This is a genomic window from Peribacillus sp. FW305-BF15 (genome assembly GCF_058783805.1).
On record NZ_JBYSYV010000007.1, the window covers coordinates 1 to 24860 of the forward strand.

The 24860-nt window shown below is 44.4% G+C and carries 22 protein-coding genes, 1 pseudogene and 1 other annotated feature; of the genes and pseudogenes, 20 read left to right on the top strand and 3 right to left on the bottom strand.

Going from position 1 to position 24860, the window contains the following annotated elements; translation table 11 throughout:
- The 10 genes and pseudogenes from AC3WLU_RS08755 to yajC all read left to right on the top strand — a co-directional run.
- Positions 1–417: pseudogene (locus AC3WLU_RS08755) on the top strand (translation initiation factor IF-2); the annotation flags it as partial.
- The gene (locus tag AC3WLU_RS08760; RefSeq protein ID WP_492597131.1) at positions 407–1354 is read left to right on the top strand and encodes a phosphotransferase; all 948 of its coding nucleotides are present in this window, start codon (positions 407–409) and stop codon (positions 1352–1354) included. The pseudogene AC3WLU_RS08755 and the gene AC3WLU_RS08760, both read left to right, overlap by 11 nt.
- A 102-nt stretch (positions 1355–1456) precedes the next feature.
- On the top strand, positions 1457–2056 hold the full coding sequence (locus AC3WLU_RS08765) for a YhcN/YlaJ family sporulation lipoprotein (protein WP_413001206.1): 600 nt from the start codon (positions 1457–1459) through the stop codon (positions 2054–2056).
- Between the two features lie 101 nt (positions 2057–2157).
- A complete protein-coding gene (locus AC3WLU_RS08770) occupies positions 2158–2667 on the top strand; it encodes a BofC C-terminal domain-containing protein (RefSeq protein ID WP_400448456.1) in 510 nt (169 codons plus the stop codon).
- A gap of 332 nt (positions 2668–2999) precedes the next feature.
- Complete coding sequence (ruvA, locus tag AC3WLU_RS08775) at positions 3000–3614, top strand: Holliday junction branch migration protein RuvA (RefSeq protein ID WP_057276624.1); 615 nt, start codon at positions 3000–3002, stop codon at positions 3612–3614.
- Positions 3615–3625: 11 nt separating this feature from the next.
- Positions 3626–4624, top strand: a complete 999-nt coding sequence (ruvB, locus tag AC3WLU_RS08780) for a Holliday junction branch migration DNA helicase RuvB (protein ID WP_413001204.1) — start codon at positions 3626–3628, stop codon at positions 4622–4624.
- Positions 4621–4827: a DUF2905 domain-containing protein gene (locus AC3WLU_RS08785; RefSeq protein ID WP_034308809.1), complete on the top strand. Its 207-nt coding sequence runs from the start codon at positions 4621–4623 to the stop codon at positions 4825–4827. Before ruvB ends, AC3WLU_RS08785 begins: the two co-directional genes overlap by 4 nt.
- Positions 4828–4865: 38 nt before the next feature.
- Positions 4866–5894 carry a tRNA preQ1(34) S-adenosylmethionine ribosyltransferase-isomerase QueA gene (gene queA / locus AC3WLU_RS08790; protein WP_063575570.1) on the top strand — a complete coding sequence of 343 codons (1029 nt, stop codon included), beginning with the start codon at positions 4866–4868 and terminating at the stop codon, positions 5892–5894.
- A gap of 36 nt (positions 5895–5930) precedes the next feature.
- Entirely contained in the window at positions 5931–7070 is a 1140-nt protein-coding gene (gene tgt, locus AC3WLU_RS08795) for a tRNA guanosine(34) transglycosylase Tgt (RefSeq protein WP_034308807.1), read from the top strand.
- Positions 7071–7113: 43 nt separating this feature from the next.
- Positions 7114–7398 (top strand): preprotein translocase subunit YajC, encoded by a 285-nt coding sequence (gene yajC / locus AC3WLU_RS08800; RefSeq protein ID WP_057276622.1) that lies wholly within the window; start codon positions 7114–7116, stop codon positions 7396–7398.
- Between the two features lie 46 nt (positions 7399–7444).
- Here yajC and AC3WLU_RS08805 read toward each other — a convergent pair whose 3' ends face one another.
- The gene (locus AC3WLU_RS08805; RefSeq protein ID WP_170946870.1) at positions 7445–7816 is read right to left on the bottom strand and encodes a TIGR04086 family membrane protein; all 372 of its coding nucleotides are present in this window, start codon (positions 7814–7816) and stop codon (positions 7445–7447) included.
- Positions 7817–8009: 193 nt separating this feature from the next.
- Here AC3WLU_RS08805 and AC3WLU_RS08810 point away from each other — a divergent pair, with 193 nt between their 5' ends.
- A complete protein-coding gene (locus AC3WLU_RS08810) occupies positions 8010–8666 on the top strand; it encodes a DUF421 domain-containing protein (protein WP_400449043.1) in 657 nt (218 codons plus the stop codon).
- A gap of 28 nt (positions 8667–8694) precedes the next feature.
- Here AC3WLU_RS08810 and spoVB read toward each other — a convergent pair whose 3' ends face one another.
- Positions 8695–10257, bottom strand: coding sequence for a stage V sporulation protein B (gene spoVB, locus AC3WLU_RS08815; protein ID WP_095678481.1), 1563 nt, complete (start codon positions 10255–10257; stop codon positions 8695–8697).
- 170 nt (positions 10258–10427) lie between these two features.
- Here spoVB and AC3WLU_RS08820 point away from each other — a divergent pair, with 170 nt between their 5' ends.
- The 6 genes from AC3WLU_RS08820 to dtd all read left to right on the top strand — a co-directional run bounded on the left by AC3WLU_RS08820 (position 10428) and on the right by dtd (position 19191).
- Positions 10428–10733: a post-transcriptional regulator gene (locus AC3WLU_RS08820; RefSeq protein ID WP_413009911.1), complete on the top strand. Its 306-nt coding sequence runs from the start codon at positions 10428–10430 to the stop codon at positions 10731–10733.
- Between the two features lie 196 nt (positions 10734–10929).
- Positions 10930–13191, top strand: a complete 2262-nt coding sequence (gene secDF / locus AC3WLU_RS08825) for a protein translocase subunit SecDF (RefSeq protein ID WP_492597132.1) — start codon at positions 10930–10932, stop codon at positions 13189–13191.
- A 145-nt stretch (positions 13192–13336) separates the two neighbouring features.
- Positions 13337–15712, top strand: coding sequence for a single-stranded-DNA-specific exonuclease RecJ (recJ, locus tag AC3WLU_RS08830; RefSeq protein WP_492597133.1), 2376 nt, complete (start codon positions 13337–13339; stop codon positions 15710–15712).
- The gene (locus tag AC3WLU_RS08835; protein WP_034308789.1) at positions 15703–16215 is read left to right on the top strand and encodes an adenine phosphoribosyltransferase; all 513 of its coding nucleotides are present in this window, start codon (positions 15703–15705) and stop codon (positions 16213–16215) included. Before recJ ends, AC3WLU_RS08835 begins: the two co-directional genes overlap by 10 nt.
- 318 nt (positions 16216–16533) lie before the next feature.
- Complete coding sequence (locus AC3WLU_RS08840; protein ID WP_034308787.1) at positions 16534–18732, top strand: RelA/SpoT family protein; 2199 nt, start codon at positions 16534–16536, stop codon at positions 18730–18732.
- 15 nt (positions 18733–18747) lie between these two features.
- Positions 18748–19191: a D-aminoacyl-tRNA deacylase gene (dtd, locus tag AC3WLU_RS08845; protein ID WP_053535817.1), complete on the top strand. Its 444-nt coding sequence runs from the start codon at positions 18748–18750 to the stop codon at positions 19189–19191.
- 66 nt (positions 19192–19257) lie between these two features.
- Here dtd and AC3WLU_RS08850 read toward each other — a convergent pair whose 3' ends face one another.
- Complete coding sequence (locus AC3WLU_RS08850) at positions 19258–21027, bottom strand: N-acetylmuramoyl-L-alanine amidase family protein (protein WP_492597134.1); 1770 nt, start codon at positions 21025–21027, stop codon at positions 19258–19260.
- Positions 21028–21156: 129 nt separating this feature from the next.
- Between AC3WLU_RS08850 and AC3WLU_RS08855 the strand changes: the two genes are divergently transcribed.
- From AC3WLU_RS08855 to aspS, 3 genes are all read left to right on the top strand, one after another.
- Positions 21157–21330 (top strand): hypothetical protein, encoded by a 174-nt coding sequence (locus tag AC3WLU_RS08855; RefSeq protein ID WP_034308777.1) that lies wholly within the window; start codon positions 21157–21159, stop codon positions 21328–21330.
- A 79-nt stretch (positions 21331–21409) separates the two neighbouring features.
- Positions 21410–21646 (top strand) — a binding site (T-box leader).
- A 99-nt stretch (positions 21647–21745) separates the two neighbouring features.
- Positions 21746–23017, top strand: a complete 1272-nt coding sequence (gene hisS, locus AC3WLU_RS08860) for a histidine--tRNA ligase (RefSeq protein WP_098186796.1) — start codon at positions 21746–21748, stop codon at positions 23015–23017.
- Between the two features lie 12 nt (positions 23018–23029).
- Entirely contained in the window at positions 23030–24799 is a 1770-nt protein-coding gene (aspS, locus tag AC3WLU_RS08865; RefSeq protein ID WP_492597135.1) for an aspartate--tRNA ligase, read from the top strand.
- Positions 24800–24860: the final 61 nt, after the last annotated feature.

The following is a 24860-nucleotide window of genomic DNA, read 5'->3' on the forward strand; positions in this document are numbered from 1 at the left end:
GGAGGCCAGCCAGGCATGATGATGGGCGGCCAAAACGGAGGCCAGCCAGGCATGATGATGGGCGGCCAAAACGGAGGCCAGCCAGGCATGATGATGGGCGGCCAAAACGGAGGTCAGCCACCAGGCATGATGATGGGCGGCCAAAACGGAGGTCAGCCACCAGGTATGATGATGGGCGGTCAAAACGGAGGTCAGCCACCAGGCATGATGATGGGTGGCCAAAACGGAGGTCAGCCACCAGGAATGATGCCGGGACAATTTGGCGGTCAGCCGGACATGATGCGCGGACAGCTTGGGGGGCAACCTGAAGCTATGTTACCTGGACAAATGGGAGGCCAGCCAGGCCAATTCGGGGGCGTGCGTGCACCTGAAACATTTGGGATACCGACATATGTAGATGAAAGCGATGACTACTAATCATCAAGGAGACAGTGTTTTTAACACTCGTCTCCTCTCTTATTTAAATCGTAAGCCAAAGAATGTCCACCATATCCAAAGCAGTGTCTATTTAATAACTTTTGAAAAAGGTCATTCAATGATCCTTAAAGGGTTTGACAGTTTTGAAAAATGGGATCGACAAAGAGAATTGACTTCTTTATTAAAACAAAAGGGATTTCATCAAACGTATTATATTCATCAGAATTTAATGCCCTTTCAATTTAAAGGGAAGTGGTATGGCAGTATGGACTATTTTCCGCCGAACAAGAAAAAATTCAGGTTTTCCAATGTTAAGGACCGCTTAGAAGGCATTCAGTTACTGGAAAGCTTCCATGATGTGTCGGAAAATCTCTCCATTAACGCGCCTGTGTTCAATCAATCAAAAAAGTGGAAAGAACGCTTATCACTATTTAAAAAGAACTTTTCTTATGTTCGCCAATATGTTTCCGAAGATATTATCAAGGAATGGATTAGATGGGGGGAATGGTCGCTAGAGGGGTTTGATAAATATCAGTCTTTATGGGATAAGGAAAAGAAAGTCATCATTCATGGTGATTGTGCCCACCATAATTTCTTGCGGAGAGCGGACGGCATTTTGACTTTAATCGATTTTGACTTAATGGCAAATGCCCCGAGGTGCATTGATTATTTACAGTACGCAAATCGAATTTCGCCACATCTGGAAGACGCGGCCAACGAGCTGTGGGAGGTGCCGCAATTGCAAAGGTATCAGTCAGACCTGGCCTTTTTATATGCTTTAACTTACCCTACCGATATCTTCCGTGAATGGAATCGTCTTAATAAAAGTTCTTCCCAGCTTCATTCGGTCTGGAAAATGACAGTGGAAGGTTTTTCGGAGCGGATGGAGATGAATGAAAAATTGGCGAAAAGGATTTCTTCCCTTAATAGGAATTAAAACGGGTTTTTGGCCGTATCTTACAGAGTACATTTCCCATTCGACACCCATGCTAATTATGAGCGGAATATAGCTCATTCTATTGCAATGGGAGGGTTATTGGTGCAGAAAATAAAATGGGCACAGCCGCTTTGTGCGGTATTGGCCGCCGTCAGTTTGGTTGGATGTGCTAATAATGATACAGCGGAAAATGAAAATACCACGAATGATACAGGGTACCATGAAAAAGATGCATTGGTGCGAAACATCAATTATGAGAATATGGCGCATGGTTTATACAATAAAGATGATGCGTACAGTAAGAGTGACCGTAACTACCATGGACATGAAAGTAAGCCGCTAAAGGCAAAATCATCTTATTATAATTCTTATGAAGGCTCTTTAGCCGACAGAGTAAATGGTGTCGCCAATAAAGTGGAGCCGGTTAGCGATGCCAGGACAATCATCATGCAAGATGAAATGCTGGTAGCCTTACGGCTGGATGACTATAGCCAAGCAAATGATGTTAAACAAAGAATCAAGAAGGAGATCGGACCGCTTACCAATGGCCGTACCCTATATGTAACCACCGATGAAGGTGTCTATTTCAGGACGATGACACTTGATAACAATCTTCGGGATGGAGATACGAGGGAAATGATCATTTTGGATGCCAATGACATGTTCGATAACCTTAACATCCACGAAAATCACTTAAAATAATTTGTGGGCTGACCCGACTTGGAGTCAGCTCTTTTTGATTTTTTTTCTGGTTAATAATCCTTATTTGGGTCAAACTACATAAAAAGTAAACGCCTTAAGAGGTGAGTATATTGTTTAATCAACTTAGAATCCAATTTTTCTTGGCACTTTTCATATTGCCATTTTGCTTAACCGTTTTTGCGGAAGAAACCGTTCAAAAGGAAAATGATCCAATTGAAAGGAAGGTCATTCTTCAGCGTATGTATTTGGATGGCGAGTTAAGTGAAGAGAAATTGACAGAAACAATTTGGTCGATGGAGGACTTTTGGGCAAAATATGAAGGATGGCAAGTAGTCGATCAAAATGAAGAGCAGATTGTCATGAAGAAAATTGAGAATGACATATCTCCGCTGTTAAAAGCGAATGGTTACCTTGGGATGAGGGAAGATGGTACATTATCCATTTTTATCGGAAGGCCTGAGCACGCCAAGATCATTCATACATTCTACCAAATAGACGTTGGTAAACTTGAAGCATACAAGCAGGAGGAACTGCAAAAAGGGATTCCGATCATGAATAAAGACCAATATAAACAGCTCATTAAAGAATATGAGCCATATTCGGTAAACTAGGGTGGGATGATATCCCACCCTTCAGACTGTAGACTAACTCGATAATGATGGAGAGTTGTCTACAGTTTTTTTGGTGTTTATCATTACGGTTGATTTCCACTGCGGGAACTCGCTTTCCGCGGGCTGTCCACCCTATGTGTTTTTGCGCCTGTCGGGTCTCCCTTGGACGCTAGTCTTGCACGCCTGTTTCAATCAACTTTGTTTTAAGCAGTGAGGTGACACCCGGAATTCCCCGTGAATAGACTTTGCCGATTATGAAATAACTTTTAATGAACAACACCCCCTTTTTATGATAAAATGAGAGGTACAGCAAAATCAGGGAGAGAATTAATTTGTATGATTATATAAAAGGCAAGGTCGATTATATTGGACCTGAATACATAGTTGTGGAAAATGGGGGGATCGGATATCAAGTGATGACGCCGAATCCTTTTATTTTTTCCGCTCAATACCAGAAAGAAATCCAAGTTTTCCTGTATCATTATGTTCGTGAGGATATGGTGGCATTATACGGATTTCAGACTCGTCAAGAAAAGGCGTTATTCACAAAATTATTGAATGTAACCGGAATCGGACCGAAGGGTGCCCTAGCCATATTGGCATCAGGCCAGGTTGATCAGGTGGTACAGGCGATCGAAAATGAAGATGAATCATTTTTGGTGAAATTCCCGGGAGTCGGAAAGAAAACGGCACGGCAAATGATTCTCGACTTAAAAGGGAAACTGGAGAACATTATACCGGATGCGTTTCCAAGCTTGTTTAACGAAGGCGTCACGGCTGCAATCAGTCCAAATGGTTATACGGAGGAATTGGATGAAGCCATTCTTGCATTGAAGGCTCTTGGTTATTCTGAAAAGGAAGTCCAAAAGGTAGCCAAGAAATTGCAGGCTGAAGATATGACGACCGAGCAATATATTAAGAAAGCATTGCAAATGATGTTAAGATAAGGAGTGGCGCAATGGAGGAGAGAATATTCAATCAGGAAGCCGATCTGAACGAACTGTCCTTTGAACAAAGCCTGCGGCCGCAAAACTTAAAGCAATATATCGGACAGGATAAAGTGAAAGCGAATTTGAGTGTATACATCGAGGCGGCAAGGATGCGTGAAGAAACGCTCGATCATGTACTTTTATATGGACCGCCTGGTCTTGGCAAGACGACGCTTGCCGTCATCATCGCCAACGAAATGGGTGTGAATATCCGCACGACTTCCGGTCCCGCCATTGAGCGGCCGGGAGATCTGGCGGCCATTTTGAGTGCACTTGAACCAGGTGATGTATTGTTCATTGATGAGATTCACCGTCTCCCTCGTGTCGTTGAGGAAGTGTTATATCCGGCTATGGAGGACTTCTGTCTGGATATTGTAGTCGGTAAGGGACCGGAAGCCCGTTCGATCCGGATCGACTTGCCGCCGTTCACCCTTGTAGGGGCCACGACACGGGCAGGCTCGCTGTCTGCACCGCTAAGGGACCGTTTTGGCGTATTGAGCCGTCTTGAATATTATACCGAAAACCATTTGACTGATATCATCATCCGTACAGCAAGAATCATGGATACGGAAATGGACGATCAAGCAGCGGCAGAGCTTGCAAGAAGGTCAAGGGGCACACCAAGAATAGCCAATCGGCTTTTACGGAGGGTCAGGGATTTCGCCCAGGTACGCGGTGATGGGACGATAACGGCGAAGCTTGCCGATTATGCGCTTGAATTAATGCAGGTCGACCGTTTAGGACTCGATCATATTGACCATAAATTACTTAAAGGGATCATTGAAAAGTTCCGTGGCGGGCCCGTGGGCCTGGAAACGATTGCGGCAACGATTGGCGAAGAGGCACATACGATCGAAGATGTGTATGAACCATATCTGCTGCAAGTCGGTTTTCTTCAGCGTACCCCTAGAGGCCGGATGGCAACACAGCTTGTTTATGAGCATTTCGGCATGGAGATGCCTGAATGATGAATATACCAAAGATGGTCATGATTCTGGGTGTGATTATTTTCGTGATTGGTTTTGCGATGAAATATATCCATCTCGGCAGGCTGCCGGGAGATATTTTTCTGAAAAAGGGGAATACGACTTTTTACTTTCCTATCGTTACATCAATCATCGTCAGTGTTGTGTTGTCCGCGATTTTTTATTTGATCGGCCGTTTTAAATAATGATTACAGCTTGATAGACACGTAAGGAAGTGGAACAGATGAAATTGGATATGTTTGATTTTCATTTACCGGAGGAACTGATTGCCCAAGTTCCTTTGGAGGATAGGGAAGCAAGTAGATTGATGGTACTGGACAAAGAAACCGGTAAGCTCCAGCATGATGTATTCAGCCATATCACGGAATATATCAAACCGGGAGATTGCCTGGTGTTGAATGATACAAAAGTGCTTCCGGCCCGACTATACGGCAGTAAAGAAGGGACAGGTGCAAAGATCGAAGTATTGCTGCTTAAGCAAGAGCATGATGATGTCTGGGAAACGCTTGTGAAGCCGGCCAAACGGATTAAGGAAGGCTCGACGATCGTTTTCGGCGATGGTAAGCTGAGTGCCGTCTGTACAGGTGTACTCGAGCATGGCGGCCGTATCCTTGAATTTAAATATGATGGCATATTTTATGAAATACTGGAGAAGCTGGGCGAAATGCCGTTACCTCCATACATCAAGGAACAACTCGATGATCAGGACCGCTATCAAACCGTTTATGCGCGGGAACGGGGATCTGCAGCTGCACCTACCGCTGGCCTGCATTTTACGGAGGATTTGCTTGAGAAACTTAAAGGGATGGGTGTCCACATCGCCTTCATCACGCTGCATGTCGGGCTTGGTACATTCCGTCCGGTAAGTGTCGACGATATTGACAGCCATGAAATGCATTCGGAATTTTATCAAATGACGGAAGGCACTGCCAGATTACTGAATGACGTGAAGGAAAAAGGCGGGAAAATCATTACGGTCGGCACTACGTCCACAAGGACATTGGAAACGATTGCGTCCCGTAATGATGGGGTTTTCAAGGAAGAGAATGGCTGGACGAGCATCTTCATTTATCCTGGTTATGAGTTCAAAGGGATCGATGCGATGATAACGAACTTCCATTTGCCTAAATCGACTTTAATCATGCTTATTTCTGCACTTGCAGGCAGGGAGCATGTCCTTCATGCCTATGAAACGGCTGTGGAAGAAAAATACAGGTTCTTTAGCTTTGGAGATGCAATGTTAATTAAGTAATATAAGAGTGAGAAGCTCTTGAAGGGAGTTATTGCGTTGACTGCAATACGATATGAGTTAATCAAAACATGTAAACAGACAGGGGCACGGCTAGGCCGGGTCCATACGCCGCATGGTTCTTTTGAAACACCGGCATTTATGCCGGTTGGAACGATGGCTACTGTCAAAACGATGTCCCCGGAAGATTTGAAACAAATGGGGGCAGGCATCATCCTGAGCAATACGTACCACCTATGGCTGCGTCCAGGGCATGAAATCATCAAGGAAGCTGGCGGATTGCATAAGTTCATGAACTGGGATCGGGCAATTTTGACCGACTCAGGCGGCTTTCAAGTCTTCAGTTTAAGCGAGTTCCGCAAAATTGAAGAAGAGGGTGTGCATTTCAGGAACCATCTGAATGGCGATAAATTATTTTTATCTCCGGAAAAAGCGATGGAAATACAAAATGCGCTTGGCTCCGATATCATGATGGCATTTGATGAATGTCCGCCATTTCCGGCGACTGAAGAGTATATGAAGAAGTCGGTTGAACGGACATCGCGCTGGGCGGAACGCTGTTTGAATGCACATGAGCGTCCAAATGACCAAGGGCTGTTCGGGATCGTTCAAGGCGGGGAGTTTGAAAATCTTCGCAAACAAAGTGCAAAAGACCTTGTCTCCCTTGACTTCCCGGGTTATGCTATTGGAGGACTATCCGTAGGGGAACCGAAGGATATCATGAACCGCGTCCTTGAGTTTACAACTCCGCTGCTGCCATCTGACAAACCGCGCTATCTTATGGGGGTCGGTTCACCGGACTCATTGATCGATGGTGCACTCCGCGGTGTTGATATGTTTGACTGTGTACTGCCGACGCGAATCGCGCGTAATGGTACGCTCATGACGAGCAATGGGCGGTTGGTTGTGAAAAATGCGAAGTATGCACGCGATTTCGGTCCAATCGATGAAAATTGCGATTGCCATGTTTGCAAGAACTATAGCCGGGCATATATCCGCCACTTGATTAAATGTGAAGAAACCTTTGGAATTCGCCTTACGACTTACCATAATCTTCATTTTCTGTTAAACTTGATGGAACAGGTCAGACAAGCTATTCGAGAAGATCGTCTTGGAGACTTTAGGGAAGAGTTTTTTGAGCAGTATGGTTTCAATGAACCAAATGCGAGAAACTTCTAATTCCATAAATATTTTAATGAACGAAAGGAGTGAATATACTTAAATGGGTTCTTTAACACAAATACTTCCGTTGATTTTAATGTTCGTATTGTTCTATTTCTTATTGATCCGTCCGCAGCAAAAACGCCAAAAGGCTACGCAAAGCATGCAAAGCAGTTTGAAAAAAGGTGATAAAGTTGCTACTATCGGCGGCATGCACGGAACAATCGACGCAATCGATGAAAAGCAAATCGTCATTAAATCACCAGACGGCACAAAACTGACTTTTGACCGTGCAGCAATCCGTGAAATTACGGAAAGCGCACCGAATAAGGAAGTATCCGTATAAGACAAACGAAAACCGGGCCATGTGCCCGGTTTTTTTTGCTGTTTTTTTAATCGGTGCGGGAGTCGGAACTCATGTTGACCCCAAGAACGCCACCCATCATGGCTGTAATCACAAAACAGCCATAGTATATCCATTGCTTGATGGTGAAAAGGGCATCGTGACCTAAATATTGAAATAGGAACACGACCAACAGATAAAGCAGCCCAGTGCTCCCGCCCAAGAATAATCCTTGCTTTTTCCCTTTGCCTCCTGATATGAATCCACCAATGAACAGCGATAAAAAGGACACGATCATGACCACGTATGTCAGGGATGATTCCGTCAGTGAAGTGAAACGAAGAAGGATGGAAACGATTAAACTAGCAATCATCGCTATGGCAAAGATGGAGCCTACGCCATAAATTACGGCGACACTCATTTTTTTAGTTTCGATGGGTATTCCTCCTTTTTAAAAGGCTGATACGTATAGCCTGTTTATGTGTTTGTACAAGCATATTCCCGATATCGAACCTTTAGACCAGGTTTAACAAGCTTCCCGTAAAATTAGAAAAGATTATGGAGTAATTTTTCAGTTCCCAAGCCATGCTATGGATGAAGGAAGTGTTGTTGAATTGGATATCTATCTAGGGATTATATTTCGAACGGCGGTAATCTATCTGGTCATCTGGTTCCTTTTTCGAATGATGGGTAAGCGGGAAGTTGGGGAACTTAGCGTTCTTGATTTAGTGGTATCCATTATGATAGGGGACATTGCTGTGCTATCCTTTGAAGATTTGGAAAAACCGTTTATCCGACAGACTATCCCGATGTTTGTTCTCGCGTTCCTCCAAATCACATTGGCCTTTGCTTCATTGAAAAGTGTCAAATTACGCAATCTCATGGACGGTAAGCCCCAGATCATCATTAATCAGGGAAAAATAGATGAAAAAGCGATGCGCAGACAACGATATAATTTTGATGACTTATTGACCCAACTTCGTGAACAAGGAATTATTGATATAAACGAAGTGCAATTTGCCATCCTTGAAACTTCAGGAAAGCTCTCGGTGATTAAAAAAAGCGATAAAGAAGGGTCGGAAAGTCAGGTACCATTCCCGCTGATTGTCGACGGAGAGATACAAGAAAAAAATCTTGATAAAATTGGGAAAAACCATTTTTGGCTTCTGAATCAGTTAAAAGAACATGGAGAAACGAAGGTTAAAGAGATTTCGATTTGCGGGTACATAGATGGCCAAATTTACATCGATAAAAATGAAACGAAGAAATGACCGAAGCCTATGAATGCTTCGGTTCATTTTATTTCCAAGCCAATTTTGACAAAAAGCCGCCAACTACAGGAATCCTGATCAGATCGGCCTTTTTTATGCTGCCGGTCATGAGCAGGAAAAAAGTGAACAGCAGGATAACGACGGTTACGGAAAGCAAAAGCCGTATCCCGATAGGCTGTGAGGAGAGCGGGAATTGATAAAGATAATAACCGCCCCATCCTGAAATTAAAGCAAGGACCAGGGCTGACATATAGCTTCGGAAATGAAGCGTGAAAGGGACGACCTTCAGCACGGTTGAAAAATGCAGGAAAGTAACGAGCATCGTACCGACAGCTATCCCGATTGCCGCTCCCATGATCCCGAAACTTTCCTTTGAAGCCAGAAGCCAGATCACACCGATTTTAAGGATGTTCCCAGCCAGGCTGTTGAACATTGCAGCCTTTGCAAGGTCCAGTGCTTGCAGCATGGATTGCAGCGGATATTGAAAGTAATAAAGGATGAAAAAAGGTGCCAGGAATTTAATGAAAACGGCAGCATGCGAAGATCCATACATGACTTGCAAGATCGGTTCGGCAAAGATGAACAGAATGACGATAGCTAAACAGCCTGTGATGAAGGTGATTTTCAGGGCTTGTTGAAGCCTGTGTTCAACGAGTAAAAAGTTTCCGGTCGTACGGGCTTCGCTCACTGCCGGGACAAGTGCCGTCGCCAATGATGATGTAACGAAGGAAGGAAGCATGAGTAAAGGCAGAGCATATCCAGTCAACTCCCCGTATTGACTGGTGGCTGCGGCCGCAGTGACCCCGGCAAGTGCCAAACTCTGGGCAACGACTATCGGTTCGAAAAACCACGATACCGATCCAATCATCCTGCTTCCGGTGGTAGGAAGGGCAATCCCCATCAGTTCGGTGAACGTTCCTTTTCCGGATTTGACATTATTGAAGAAACCCTTTCTGAACTTAAAATGTTTCTTTATTTTAAAGCTGGTCAATAAGTAAATGAGAGAGACGAGCTCACCGATAATCGATGCAAGCATTGCCCCGGCTGCCGCATATTCGATTCCATATGGCAAAAAGGCCTTGGTCAGGACGGCTATGAAAGTGATTCTGGCCACCTGTTCGATAACTTGTGAGAAAGCGAAGGGCTTCATATTTTGCTTGCCTTGGAAATAACCGCGCAGTACGGATGAAATGGCAATGATCGGTACGATTGGGGCAATCGCCATGAGCGGCCATAACGTCCGTTCGTCCGTGAATAGGTATTCTGATAGAACCGGTGCGAAAAGCAGCATCGCAGGAGTGAAAATCATCGATAGAGTAAAGGTGCAGGCCAAAGAGACGACAAGGATTTTCTTGATTTTCCGTTCATCACCCCTGGCATTGGCTTCGGCCACATATTTCGAAATGGCGATTGGCAGGCCCAACTGGGTTATGTTCACGACGAGAAAGAGTGTCGGTAGAGCCATCATATATAAACCAACGCCTTCTTCGCCGATGAAGCGGGCGATGACAATACGGTTAATGAAACCAAGAACCCTTGTAATCAGGCTTGCGATTAATAAAATCAGCGTCCCTTTTAAAAATTTGGACATTGAACTCCCTCCCTGCCTTCTCAAAAAAGCGGTTATGCTATACAATTATCTATATGCTTGTACTTGGACAAAGCATGACAAAAGTGTTTGTTTGCGTTCTAACAAATGATAAGAAACCCTTCTAAGAAACTGCGCATTCATTTGAGAATCATTTTACTGGAGGCAAAGTGATGGCAAAAAAGAATCATCCCTATCAAAGGTATTATCTAAAGGTGCGTCCATTTTTGAAGAGTAAGCGTGAGGAATTCCAAATGGTCGGATTGAATGCCGTAACAGAGGAAGACATATGGAAAACCTTAACCAAAAATAAATGGAAACGCCCGCAGGAAAACATTCACCTTCATGAACTTGTCGCAGATATCGTGACATTTTCGAGCAACCAGTTCATGACCTTCCAAATGGTCGAAGCCTATAAATCACCAAACCTATTCGAGCCGCTTTCCGAAGAGGAACTGAAGGAGCTTTTGAAAGAATAACGCAAAGATATACTTAAATTGACAGCTGTTTGTATATGAATCATAATAGATATGGTTATGCTTTTTTTGGGAAAAGTATGGAAAGCTGTGTCTTTTTTCTCAAGAAGCATAAGGTATGCAGTTATCATTTAAACAACAAATGACGGTTTTATTAACTTCAGGAACAGGCGTATTATAGAAAGGGGCCTACTACATAATGGTAAAAAGAAGCAGGATCGTTGCGTTTTTTCTAATCGCACTTTTGATTTTCGCAGCGATGGGGACGACTTCAAAAGGAATCCTAAAGGATATCAAGCTGGGTCTTGATCTTCAAGGCGGGTTTGAAGTGTTATATGAAGTAAAACCGCTGTCAGGGGAAAAGATAACCCCGGAAGTTTTACGGGCTACAGTAAGCTCACTTGAGCGGCGTGTCAATGTGTTGGGTGTTAGCGAGCCTAACATACAAATAGAAGGGAAAGACCGGATCCGCGTACAATTGGCTGGGGTCAAAGACCAAAACAACGCTCGGGAAATCCTTTCTACACAAGCTAAATTATCCTTCCGTGATTATAACGATAAGGAAATGATGACCGGTGCCGACCTGAAAGAAGGCGGCGCGAAACAAACGTTCCAAGATAATAAACCGGTTGTCGAAGTCACATTGAAAGACGTAAATAAATTTAAGGACATCACTCAAAAAATATCCTCGATGCCAAGTCCGACTAATGTACTTGCAATCTGGCTGGATTTCGAGGAAGGAAAAGATTCCATTAAGGATACTTCTTCACAAGACAATATGATTTCAGCTCCAGCTGTCAGTGAAGTTTTCAATACGAATAAAGTGTTTATTACCGGTCAATTCAAGTTGGAAGAAGCGAAAGAGCTTGCAGCCCTTCTTAATGCCGGTGCTTTGCCTGTAGATTTAAAAGAAAAGTATTCGACTTCTGTAGGTGCCCAGTTCGGTGCAGGTGCACTGCATGATACCATTTTTGCGGGAATCATCGGAATTGCACTTGTTTTTATCTTCATGCTTGTGTATTACCGCTTCCCGGGCTTCATTGCAGTCGTCACTTTAAGCATATACCTTTTCTTGACGCTTTTAGTGTTTGATTGGATGAATGCGGTCCTTACGCTGCCTGGTATTGCAGCATTGGTACTCGGGGTCGGGATGGCCGTAGACGCCAATATCATAACCTATGAGCGAATCAGGGATGAAATGAAACTTGGCAGATCGGTTAAAGCGGCTTATAAAGAAGGTACCAAGAATTCACTTGCTACTATCACGGATGCCAACTTAACGACCTTGCTGGCTGCGGCTGTTCTGTTCTATTATGGAACAAGCTCGGTTAAAGGGTTTGCCACCACTTTGATCATTTCGATCTTAATGAGTTTCATTACAGCCGTCTATGGTACACGCCTCTTCATGAGCCTGTGGGTGAATAGCGGGTTCCTGGACAAACGTACAGGATGGTTTGGCGTGAAGAAGAAATACATTCACGATTTAAAAGAGAAAATGGATTTAATGTCATTGCCAACACGCTTTGATAAAATCGATTTCGTCAAACATCGGAAAGTTTTTTACGGCATTTCAATCGGTGTCACCATTATCGGGATCATTTTCCTGCTCGTCTTCAGATTGAATCTTGGAATTGATTTCACGAGCGGTACCCGAATCGAGATCGCGTCCAAAGACGTCTTGACGACTCAGCAAGTCGAAACCGAAATGCAAAAGGTCGGTATCGACGAGGATGATATCAAGGATGTCAGGCTCGCTGGACAAGACAATAAAAATGCTGTCGTTCGGACAGTCGGCGTCCTAAATAAACAAGAGATTGCTGAATTGAAGGACCATTTCAAGAAGGATTACGGAGCGGAACCGAATGTCAGCACCGTATCACCGACAGTAGGAAAAGAACTTGCGAAAAATGCCATGTACGCGTTGGCGATCGCATCAATCGGAATCATATTGTATGTATCGATACGATTTGAATGGCGAATGGCCGTACCTGCCGTGGTCGCGCTCATACATGATGCATTCTTCATCATCACGATTTTCAGCTTGCTCCGGCTCGAAGTGGATATCACCTTCATTGCTGCGGTTCTGACGATCGTCGGTTATTCGATCAATGATACGATCGTAACCTTTGACCGTATTCGTGAAAACCTGCGCTTCAGCCGTAAAATCAAAAGTGCCGAAGAACTTGAGAACATTGTGAACATCAGTATCAGGCAAACTTTGACGAGATCCATTAACACGGTTCTGACCGTTCTCATCACGGTCATCGCGTTGATGATCTTCGGCAGTGAAGCTATTCGTAACTTCTCCATTGCCCTGTTTATCGGTTTAATTTGCGGCGTGTATTCATCGTTATTGATCGCTTCCCAATTCTGGCTTGATTTGAAAATCAGGGAATTGAAGAAGAAAGGTCCGCTGAATACAGCGAAAGAAAAGAAACAAAGTCTTGAAGGACAAGTTTAATAGGTGAGAGGGGGCTGGCATGATGCCAGCCTTCTTTTTGTTGAACTAGCTTATTGAATAGGGAATTACAGCCAATTATGAGTTTAAAATAAAATTGAAACTGGTATATTCGTTTTGTATAATGAGTAGGTTGAGGGGTGAATAAATGTTAAAGCCAAAAACCCGGTGGAACTTGCGAACTGCCGATGAAAACAAAGTTGCTGTACTAGCTGAAGAGCTTCATATCACACCTTTGGTTGCAGCACTGCTTGTGAATCGAGGCCTGGATACGATTGAAAGTGCCCGATCGTTTTTATTTGTAAAAAATCAAACTTTTCATGACCCATTTTTATTGAAGGATATGGATAAAGCAGTATATAGAATAAAAGAAGCGATTCAAAATGGAGAAAAAATACGTATATTCGGTGATTATGATGCGGACGGCGTGACATCGACCACAGTGATGATGACGGCGCTGACGAGATTGGGGGCCGATGTTGATTTTTATATCCCGAATCGGTTTACAGAAGGATATGGTCCGAATCCGATGGCATTCCGCCTTGCAGCCGAGCAAGGTGTGAAGGTATTGATCACCGTCGATACCGGAATTTCCGCTGTCGATGAAGCGAAGCTTGCCGCAGAGCTGGGCATGGATTATATTTTGACCGATCACCATGAACCGGGACCGCAGCTGCCTGAGGCAATGGCGATCATCCATCCTAAACTTGAGGACAGTACCTATCCATTTAAAGACCTTGCCGGAGTAGGGGTCGCATTTAAGCTTGCACACGCCTTGCTTGGGGAATTGCCTGAGGATTTGCTTGAAATAGCGGCAATCGGCACGATAGCGGATTTAGTGCCTTTACAAGGGGAAAACCGCGTCATTGCTGCGAAAGGCATCGAGCAGTTACGATTGACTCGCCGCCCGGGACTTGTTGCGTTAATGAAAGTGGCGAATGTTCAGCAGGAAGCATTGAATGAAGAATCGATCGGCTTTGCAATGGCACCGAGGATCAATGCTGTCGGCCGCCTTGGAGATGCCGATCCCGCTGTTGATTTATTGATGTCCGCAAGTCTCGAAGAAGCAATGGAACTTGCTAATGAAATCAATGATATCAATAAAGAGCGGCAGGAAATGGTTGCAGCAATGGCTGAGGAAGCGATTGCTGAAGTCGAGGAAAACTTCCCGCCGGAGTCCAATGGCGTGCTCATCATCGGCAGGGAAGGCTGGAATGCCGGAGTTGTGGGGATTGTGGCCTCTAAACTTGTTGAACGCTTTTACCGGCCGACGATTGTATTGAGCTATGATCGGGATAAGGGATTAGCTAAAGGTTCTGCTCGGAGTATCGTTGGTTTCGATCTTTTTCAAAGTCTTTCCCAATGCCGTGAAATGCTGCCTCATTTCGGAGGACATCCTATGGCAGCTGGAATGACGTTGAAAATAGAAGATGTTCAGGAGCTTAGGGACCGCATGAACTTGATTGCGAAGGAAGAACTGAACGAAGAGGACTTCACACCGATTACAAACTTGGACGGTGCTACGACTTTAGCTGAAGTTTCCATTCAAACGATTCAGGAAATGAGCTTGCTTGCACCATTTGGGGTTACGAATCCCAAGCCGAAGATTTTGATTGATTCCGTACAACTTTCAAGTGTCCGCAAAATTGGTGCCAACCAAAATCACTTGAAGGTTCAGCTGGAAGATGGTGAAAAACACAAACTTGACGGTGTGGGCTTCGGTCTCGGTCATTTTGTCGATGAAATAGCACCGCACGCTGAAGTTTCGGTGATTGGAGAGCTCTCCATCAATGAGTGGAATAATATGAAAAAGCCCCAGATCTTTGTCCAGGATGTCTCGGTGGACCATTGGCAGTTATTCGATTACCGCGGCAAGGGACAGGCAGAGAAGTGGCTTGCCGACATTCCTGCACAAAACCGGAAGATCGTCATTTTCTCGGAAGATATTTATAGCAGATATCCATTTTTGCAAAACCATCCAGATCTCGTTCATATCGAGAATGAACTGGATGCTGAGCAGCTCGACTGCTTCGAAGGGCATTTGGTACTCATGGACATGCCGCCATCCAGGGAATATTTGAAACGGGCGGTTGCCAAAAAGAACCCTTCCCGTATCTACGCTCACCTTTCCCATGAACAGGACCATTTCTTAAGTACGATGCCGACAAGGGATCATTTTAAATGGTTTTATGCCTTCCTTGCCAAGAAGGGGCCGCTTGATGTGAAAAGATATGGTGATGACCTGGCCAAATATCGCGGCTGGTCAAGAGATACAGTGGAATTCATTTCTAAGGTGTTTTTTGAGCTTGATTTTGTTACAATAGAGAATGGGTTAATTATGCTCACAACCAATGCGAAAAAACGCGATCTCAGTGAATCTGAATCGTATACAAGAAAGAAAGAGCAATTTGAGCTTGAACAAGAGCTTGTTTATTCTTCCTATCAGCAATTATTCGATTGGTTCAATCATTATTTAGTTCATGAGGCAACAGACCTTGAGGAGGAAACAAAGCAATGGATTTAAAGCAATATGTAACAATTGTGCAAGACTGGCCAAAACCGGGTATCGTCTTCAAAGATATTACAACATTAATGGATAACGGCGCAGCTTATAAATACGCAACAGACCAAATCGTCGAGTATGCTCGCGATAAAAATATCGACTTGGTGGTCGGGCCGGAAGCACGCGGATTCATTATCGGATGTCCAGTCGCATACTCATTGGAAGTGGGCTTTGCGCCAGTGAGAAAAGAAGGAAAACTTCCACGTGAAACGATAAAAGTCGAATATGGACTGGAATACGGCAAGGATGTATTGACTATCCACAAAGATGCCATTAAACCTGGACAGCGTGTCCTGATTACGGACGATTTATTAGCTACCGGGGGAACAATCGAAGCGACGATCAAGTTGGTTGAACAGCTTGGCGGAATTGTAGCAGGGATTGCCTTCCTTATTGAATTGACTGACTTGGATGGAAAAGATAAATTAGACGGCTATGATGTCTTGACATTAATGAGCTTTTAATAAAGGAGAGCACTCTGACCAGGGTGCTCTCTTTCTGTTTTTCCCATTTTAGCTGGATTTTGTCGAATTTCCAGTGAAAAAATGCACTATTCTTAATAAAATACACGTTTAACTCTTTACATCCTTGCCTTTTTTTTCGATAATAGTAATAATAAAGAGTTTTTCTGCTAATAAGTTTATTTGCACTTTTATCCGTTTAAGCGGATTTATTTTTTTTCGCAAAAATTGTCACGTTTTGCAGAATAAAGGGAAGTGCTACCAATCATACTCAATCCGGATCATATCCGGTGGCAGTTAAAGTGGGGTTAAGGTGATTAAATGGCTAATGATCAAATATTGACTGCCGAGCAGGTTGTAGAACGGGCCAGCTTATATCTTCAGCCGGAAGAAGCTGAATTTATTCATAGAGCGTTTAAGTATGCAGAGTATGCTCACCGAGAACAATTCCGTAAATCGGGAGAGCCGTATATTATTCATCCGATTCAAGTGGCGGGCATTCTGGCTGATCTTGAAATGGACCCTGCAACCATTGCGGCAGGTTTTTTACATGATGTTGTTGAAGACACGGAGATCACTTTAAAGGATATTGAAGAAAATTTCAGTCCTGAAGTCGCCATGCTTGTGGATGGCGTGACCAAGTTAGGGAAAATCAAATACAAATCACAGCAGGAGCAACAGGCGGAAAACCATCGGAAAATGTTCGTGGCGATGGCGCAGGATATACGGGTCATCTTGATCAAGCTTGCGGACAGACTGCATAATATGCGGACATTGAAGCATCTGCCGCAGGAAAAGCAGAGAAGGATATCGAACGAGACGCTGGAAATCTTCGCACCGCTTGCCCATCGTCTTGGGATCAGCACGATTAAATGGGAACTGGAAGATACTGCACTAAGATATTTGAATCCTCAGCAGTATTACCGAATCGTCAACCTGATGAAGAAAAAGCGTGCAGAACGTGAAAACTATCTGGAAGAAGTCATTGATGAAGTGCGTAAAAACGTTGAGGAAGTTAACATTAAGGCTGACCTATCAGGCAGGCCGAAACATATATACAGCATTTATCGCAAAATGGCTTTGCAGAATAAACAGTTCAGCGAAATTTATGACTTGCTTGCCGTTCGGATCGTCGTCAATAGCATAAAAGATTGCTATGCCGTTTTAGGGATCATCCATACATGCTGGAAACCGATGCCTGGCCGATTCAAAGACTATATCGCGATGCCGAAGCCGAATATGTATCAATCGCTCCATACGACGGTGATCGGACCGAAAGGCGATCCGCTGGAAGTGCAGATCCGTACTTCCGATATGCATCGCATTGCCGAGTTCGGGGTTGCAGCGCACTGGGCTTATAAAGAGGGAAAAGATGTCGGTGAACAGCCTTCACTGGAAGAAAAATTGACATGGTTCCGGGAAATTCTTGAATTCCAGGATGATGCGACTAATGCCGAGGAATTCATGGAATCCCTTAAAATAGATCTTTTTTCTGATATGGTATTCATTTTCACTCCAAAAGGCGATGTCATCGAACTGCCATCAGGATCCAACCCGATTGATTTCGCTTACCGGATTCATTCGGAAATCGGGAACAAAACGATTGGTGCCAAAGTAAACGGGAAAATGGTACCGCTGGATTATAAACTGAAAACTGGCGATATCATAGAAATCTTAACATCGAAGCATTCATATGGTCCAAGTCAGGATTGGCTTAAACTGACGCAAACATCTCAAGCGAAAAATAAGATCCGCCAATTTTTCAAGAAGCAGCGCCGGGAAGAAAATATCGAAAAAGGCAAAGAGCTTGTTGAAAAGGAAATCAAGGATATGGAGTTCGACCTGAAGGAAATCCTGGCTGCCGAGAATATCAGGCGTGTTGCGGATAAATTCAACTTCCTGAATGAAGAGGATATGTATGCAGCAGTCGGATATAACGGAATAACAGCCCTTCAGGTAGCTAACCGCCTTACCGAAAAATGGCGCAAGCAGAAAATGGTCGAGCAAGAAGCGGATATTTCTGAAGCGGTAGCCGATCTGAAAACCTTCTCCAATACATCTAAAAAACGTGACTCGGGCGTACAGGTACCAGGGATTGATAACTTGCTTATCCGCTTATCACGCTGCTGCAACCCAGTACCAGGGGACGAAATCGTTGGTTATATAACCAAAGGCCGTGGAGTTTCAGTTCATAGGCAAGATTGCCCGAATCTGGATAGCGGGGATGCCGATCATCGTCTTGTACCGGTTGAATGGGAAAGTACGATTAACGAACGCAAGGAATACATCGTGGAAATTGAAATCAGCGGCTATGACCGTCGCGGCTTATTGAATGAAGTCCTTCAAGCCGTCAATGAAACCAAGACCAACATATCAGCGGTCTCGGGTAAATCCGACAGGAATAAGGTGGCGACCATTCACATGTCGATTTATATTCATAACATTGCCCATTTGCAAAAGGTTGTCGACCGTATTAAACAAATTTCAGATGTTTATTCCGTTAGAAGGATCATGAACTAAGGAGTTTTTATTGCCATGCGTGTTGTTTTACAACGTTCCAAAGCGGCAAAAGTAGTTGTCGCAGACCAAATAATCGGACAAATCGACAGCGGTCTCGTCCTATTGGTTGGTGTCACCCATGGAGATACGATCGATGACGCCGCCTATTTGGCCGAAAAGATTGTCAATCTAAGAATATTTGAAGATGAAAATGAAAAGATGAACCACTCACTATTGGATGTGGGAGGTTCGATTTTATCCGTTTCACAATTCACCTTATACGGCGATTGCCGTAAAGGCCGTCGACCGAACTTCATGGACGCCGCCCGTCCTGAAGAGGCGAATGAATTATATGAAGCATTTAACGAGGAACTCCGCAAAAAAGGCGTCCATACGGAAACAGGTCAATTTGGTGCCATGATGGATGTTCAGCTTACTAATGACGGTCCCGTCACATTAATACTCGAAAGCAAAAAATGACCTGCTGCGGCAGGTTTTTTTTTGCAGAAAAGCCAGCTTCTTATACGAAGCTGGCTTTTCAGGTCCTTATTTAAAATACCGTGCCAAGCCATTATAGATGGCCGATGTGATTTTTTCTTGATACTCATTCGATGTTAATGTCAATTCTTCCACTGGATTACTTAAATAGCCTAGTTCAATGAGTGTAGCTACCCGTTTATTTTCACGGGTCACATGATAATCCCCGTATCGTGATCCGCGATTGGGCACCTGCATGGTGGAACCGATTGAATTGGCCAGTGTCGCCGCCAACGCACGCTGGTAGTCATGATAGTAATATGTGGTTATCCCGCTGGTGATCTGGTCCTTGGTGCTATCATAATGGAGGCTGATGAAAGCATCCGCATTATGTATATGAGAAGTGCTGACCCGGGAAGGGAGTGGAACATAAGTATTTCCGCTCCTGGTCAGGATCACTTTAGCCCCTGCCGCCTGAAGTTTGTCCCGCAGCAATTCTGCCGTTCGAATCGTCAGGTTTTTCTCAAGTGTTCCACCGACTCCGATTGTACCGCTATCCCTGCCGCCATGTCCGGGATCGATCACAATCGTTTTATCCTTTAGGTATTTCTCAACGCCTGGTCGTTGGATCTGCTCGGCATTCCCTTCGATCGTCACGATCCATCCGGCCACATAAGCTGTTTTCCCGCCCTTTAGTTTAATGGAATACCAGTCGCCTTCCATACCTGATGCCGTGAACGTTTCACCTGCATTGGCCTGCTTTACAATCCCCGAGTTGCCATCCGGCTCATTTCTAAAGATCGTACCATCATGAATGATGGTAATCTTGTTTCCTTTTACATCAACCTTTTTTTCCTTCGCCGTTTGCTCAACATTCTCTTTTTCCAGGTACCAACTCACTACCCAGCCCTTTTTTGAACCAGTGAGCTGGATCTGTGTCATATTTCCCTTTGTTTGGAGCACAGCGTAAGTCTCATCCTTGTTCACCGAACCGATGACCTTGCTTTTGAGCGAGGCTTCATTCCTGACATTTAAACCCGCGGCGGTCACCCTTGCAGTAGCGCCTGCCGTGTCCTTTTTCATATCAACATGATTTTCGCTTACTTGTATGTAGGGTTCAGCTACCCAACCGCGGGTTCCTTGGAAATCAATTTCCGCCCATTCATTTTCAACCCTGTAGACGGTCACTGACGTATTTTTATTCAGCTTTCCGAGAGCGGCACTGCTTGTTGATGGATCCGAACGGACATTGAGCCGGTCCACCAAAGTTACTCCGGTTTTTACGGATTGATTCGTTCCTTTTTCCCTAGTTGAATCTTTCTTCGCTGCTTTTTCTGATGCGGAGGGAAGCGTTATGTAGTCAGCAGAGACCCAGCCTTCGATATCCGCCGTTTTGACCTTTATCCAATTCTCATTCTTTTCAATGATGTCAACAAAAGTTCCTTTACTCAAGGACCCAACCGTTTGAAATGTAGTGCCGGGGCCTGTTCGGACACGGACGGAGCTGCCTGATATCGTCCCTTGTCCGGATTCCTTTTTGACCTGATTGGTATCAGACCCTGTTTGTCTCTCCACTAACCAATTGGCAACCCAGCCCGTTTTGCCGGTGCCAATCCGGATTTCAATCCAGTCGCCATCTTCATTCAGAATGGGATACGATTCCCCTTTTGACAGTTTTTTTACGATAGGGAAACTGAGACCTGCACCTTCACGGACATTGACCACTTGGGTCGTCACGATATTTTCCCCATCATCTTTTCCAAAAGCGTAATGGACGGGGAAAATCGCTGAGAATATCAGCATCAGTGTCAGGCCGAATAAACCCGATTTCTTCTTCATAAGTTGTCTCTCCCTTTTAATGTCTATATGTATGTATTCTCGTTCAATGAAAATTTCCCTCTTTCCCTGTGCAAAAAACAATTTTTTTAGGAAAGAATAGAGCTTATATAACTGTAGGAGGGAAACCACATGAAATTCAGCGAAAAAGATCAAACGAGCTTAAGCGGAGGCAACCAAGTACTGGGTGTCGATTTTCACGATTTCATCCAAAAGGAACAAAGCGCAAACCTTGTTGAATTGGCATCCGAATTCGGGGTCAATGTCCGGACGATCAAAAATTTGAAAAAACGTTTGAACCAGTAAAAAGCGATAAAAATCCTCAGTCTGCCTTGACATTTGATGTTAACGTCCGTATGATTATAAAATATCAGACTTATTACTGCAATAACCAATGATGGAGAAGAGTAATTAAGAAACACATGAAAAGAGAGGAAATGCCGAGGCTGAAAGCATTCCACATGATGACTTAATGAAAGAACCCTCCGTAGGCTTCACTCCGAACGGATTTACTTAATAGGAGATGGACGTAAAACAGGCGTTAACTGTTTTTGAGCGGGGGCACTTTTTTTGTGCTTCAACTAGGGTGGCACCACGGGATATCCAAACTCTCGTCCCTTGTAACATATACGTTACAAGGGGCGGGAGTTTTTTGTTTGGAAAAAATCAGTATAGCGTGCCGTATAAGAAAGGCCGCTTTGCTTTAAAGGAGGAAACAAATATGTCTATTCAGATTCCTAGAGGAACCCAGGATTTATTGCCTGGCCAAACGGAAATATGGCAGTATATCGAGAACACAGCGCGTGATATTTGTCACCGTTACCAATATAAAGAAATCCGCACACCGATTTTTGAACACACGGAATTATTTTTACGTGGTGTAGGGGATACAACCGATATCGTTCAAAAGGAGATGTATTCCTTTCAAGATCGCGGTGAAAGGAACTTAACCCTTCGTCCGGAAGGCACTGCATCGGTTGTAAGGTCATATATCGAGAACAAAATGTTCGGGTGGGCCAATCAACCGGTCAAGCTTTATTATATCGGGCCGATGTTCCGTTACGAGCGTCCGCAAGCAGGTCGATTCCGCCAGTTCGTTCAATTCGGCATCGAAGCTTTAGGAAGTAAGGATCCCGGAATCGATGCAGAGGTTCTGTCACTTGCGATGAACCTGTACAAGGAACTTGGTTTGAAAAAGCTGAAGCTAGTCATCAACAGCCTTGGTGATAAGGAAAGCCGGACAGCGCATCGCAATGCGTTAATCAAACATTTCGAACCACGCATCGGCGAGTTTTGCGGCGATTGTCAAAACCGCCTCGAAAAAAATCCATTGCGTATCCTGGATTGCAAAAAGGATCACGATCACGAATTGATGAACACGGCTCCTTCCATCATTGAATATTTAAATGATGAATCGCGTACTTATTTCGAAAAGGTGAAACAGCACTTAAGCGATTTGGAAATCGATTTCGTCGAAGATCCGACTCTAGTGAGGGGCTTGGATTACTATAATCATACCGCATTTGAAATCATGAGTGATGCAGAAGGCTTTGGCGCCATCACTACACTTTGCGGCGGCGGCCGTTATAACGGGCTGGCTGAAGAACTTGGCGGACCGGAAACACCAGGAATCGGCTTTGCACTTAGCATCGAACGGCTGATTGCTGCCCTCCAAGCAGAAAACATCGAGCTTCCGATCAAAAAGGGAATTGACTGCTATCTTGTCTCACTAGGTGAAACAGCCAAGGATTATACCGTCAAACTTGCCCATCAATTGCGGAATGCCGGTTTTACCGTCGAAAAAGACTATCAAGATCGTAAAGTGAAAGCACAATTCAAATCAGCCGACCGCCTCGAAGCAAGATATGTGGCGACACTTGGGGATGATGAATTGGCAAATAATAAAATCAATGTAAAGTTCATGGAAACCGGTGAACAAGTCCAAATGGATCTTGCAACATTCGTTGAACAATTCAAAAAGCTACAGGCTTAAGGGGGAAATACCATGTTTGGCAGAACATACTTCAATGGTGAAGTGACAGAAGCAGCTATTGGTGAAAAAGTAACATTAAAAGGATGGGTACAAAAACGCCGGGATTTGGGCGGGGTCATCTTTATTGATCTACGTGACAGAAGCGGAGTCGTCCAAGTCGTATTCAATCCGGACATTTCGGCAGACGCGCTTGCCACAGCCGAAAAAATCCGTAATGAATACGTCCTTGATATCCAAGGGACCGTCATCAAACGTGACGAAGCCAACTTCAACCCGAACGTAACAACAGGGACCGTCGAAGTTCAAGCCGAAAACGTTACAATTTTAAACGAAGCAAAGACCCCTCCATTCATCATTGATGAAAGAACGGATGTATCAGAAGACATCCGCTTGAAATATCGTTATCTGGACCTGCGTCGTCCGGCGATGTTCGAAACATTGAAAATGCGCAACAAAACAACAAAAGCGATCCGTGATTACTTGGACGGTGAAGGCTTCCTTGATATCGAAACACCAATCTTAACAAAAAGTACACCTGAAGGAGCACGTGATTATTTAGTGCCTAGCCGCGTACACGAAGGGGAGTTCTATGCACTTCCGCAATCACCGCAAATCTTCAAGCAGCTATTGATGGTATCCGGTTTCGAACGTTATTATCAAATTGCCCGCTGTTTCCGTGATGAAGACTTACGTGCTGACAGACAGCCTGAATTCACGCAAATTGATATTGAAACAAGCTTCATGAGCCAAGAAGATATCATTAACACGGCAGAAAACATGATGGCTAAAGTGATGAAAGACGTAAAAGGATTGGACGTAACACTGCCATTCCCTCGAATGACTTACAATGAATCGATGAGCCGTTACGGTTCCGACAAACCGGATACACGTTTCGGAATGGAACTTAAAGATGTTTCCGAAATCGTCAAAGACAGTGATTTCAAAGTGTTCACCGGTGCTGTTGCAAGCGGAGGACAAGTTAAGGCGATCGTCGTTAAGGACGGAAATGCGGATTATTCCCGTAAAGACATTGATGGCTTGGCTGAATTTGCAGCGATTTACGGTGCTAAAGGCCTTGCATGGCTAAAAGTTGAAGAAGACGGTGTAAAAGGGCCAATCGCCAAATTCTTCGCAGAAAATCAACAGCAATTAGTATTTGCATTGGAAGCTGAAGTGGGCGATTTAATCCTATTCGTGGCGGATAAGAAAGGCATAGTCGCAGATGCACTTGGAGCACTTCGCATCAAGCTTGGTAAAGAAAGAGGCTTGATCGATCAAAGCAAATTCAACTTCCTATGGGTGACGGACTGGCCATTACTTGAATATGACGAAGAAGAAGGACGCTACTATGCAGCACACCATCCATTCACAATGCCATTCCGTGAAGACATGGACAAACTGGAATCAGACCCAGCAAGCGTCCGTGCACAAGCATATGACCTTGTCTTGAACGGCTACGAACTTGGCGGTGGATCACTGCGGATATTCGAACGCGACGTTCAGGAAAAAATGTTCAAAGTTCTTGGATTCTCCGAAGAAGAAGCAAACGCACAATTCGGCTTCCTAATGGATGCATTCGAATACGGAACGCCGCCACACGGCGGAATCGCCCTTGGACTGGACCGCATGGTCATGCTGCTTGCAGGCCGCACGAACCTTCGCGACACCATCGCGTTCCCGAAAACAGCAAGCGCAAGCGACCTGCTCGTTGACGCACCGAGTACCGTAAGTGACAAGCAATTGGCCGAACTTAACCTAAGGCTTGCTGCACTTAAAAAATAATTCATTTGGGAAAAATATGAAAAAATACCTATGTGTTTTTCCTTGAAATAGAGTTAAGCAT

What these genes read in the sequence shown, in the direction of transcription:
- ruvB (WP_413001204.1), top strand. Translation starts at nt 3,626, where the DNA reads ATGGAGGAGAGAATATTCAATCAGGAAGCCGATCTGAACGAACTGTCC.
- aspS (WP_492597135.1), top strand. Translation starts at nt 23,030, where the DNA reads ATGTTTGGCAGAACATACTTCAATGGTGAAGTGACAGAAGCAGCTATT.
- AC3WLU_RS08835 (WP_034308789.1), top strand. Translation starts at nt 15,703, where the DNA reads ATGGATTTAAAGCAATATGTAACAATTGTGCAAGACTGGCCAAAACCG.
- queA (WP_063575570.1), top strand. Translation starts at nt 4,866, where the DNA reads ATGAAATTGGATATGTTTGATTTTCATTTACCGGAGGAACTGATTGCC.
- AC3WLU_RS08785 (WP_034308809.1), top strand. Translation starts at nt 4,621, where the DNA reads ATGATGAATATACCAAAGATGGTCATGATTCTGGGTGTGATTATTTTC.
- dtd (WP_053535817.1), top strand. Translation starts at nt 18,748, where the DNA reads ATGCGTGTTGTTTTACAACGTTCCAAAGCGGCAAAAGTAGTTGTCGCA.
- AC3WLU_RS08805 (WP_170946870.1), bottom strand. Translation starts at nt 7,816, where the DNA reads ATGAGTGTCGCCGTAATTTATGGCGTAGGCTCCATCTTTGCCATAGCG.
- spoVB (WP_095678481.1), bottom strand. Translation starts at nt 10,257, where the DNA reads ATGTCCAAATTTTTAAAAGGGACGCTGATTTTATTAATCGCAAGCCTG.
- recJ (WP_492597133.1), top strand. Translation starts at nt 13,337, where the DNA reads ATGTTAAAGCCAAAAACCCGGTGGAACTTGCGAACTGCCGATGAAAAC.
- yajC (WP_057276622.1), top strand. Translation starts at nt 7,114, where the DNA reads ATGGGTTCTTTAACACAAATACTTCCGTTGATTTTAATGTTCGTATTG.
- hisS (WP_098186796.1), top strand. Translation starts at nt 21,746, where the DNA reads ATGTCTATTCAGATTCCTAGAGGAACCCAGGATTTATTGCCTGGCCAA.
- AC3WLU_RS08850 (WP_492597134.1), bottom strand. Translation starts at nt 21,027, where the DNA reads ATGAAGAAGAAATCGGGTTTATTCGGCCTGACACTGATGCTGATATTC.
- AC3WLU_RS08840 (WP_034308787.1), top strand. Translation starts at nt 16,534, where the DNA reads ATGGCTAATGATCAAATATTGACTGCCGAGCAGGTTGTAGAACGGGCC.
- AC3WLU_RS08855 (WP_034308777.1), top strand. Translation starts at nt 21,157, where the DNA reads ATGAAATTCAGCGAAAAAGATCAAACGAGCTTAAGCGGAGGCAACCAA.
- secDF (WP_492597132.1), top strand. Translation starts at nt 10,930, where the DNA reads ATGGTAAAAAGAAGCAGGATCGTTGCGTTTTTTCTAATCGCACTTTTG.
- AC3WLU_RS08760 (WP_492597131.1), top strand. Translation starts at nt 407, where the DNA reads ATGACTACTAATCATCAAGGAGACAGTGTTTTTAACACTCGTCTCCTC.
- AC3WLU_RS08820 (WP_413009911.1), top strand. Translation starts at nt 10,428, where the DNA reads ATGGCAAAAAAGAATCATCCCTATCAAAGGTATTATCTAAAGGTGCGT.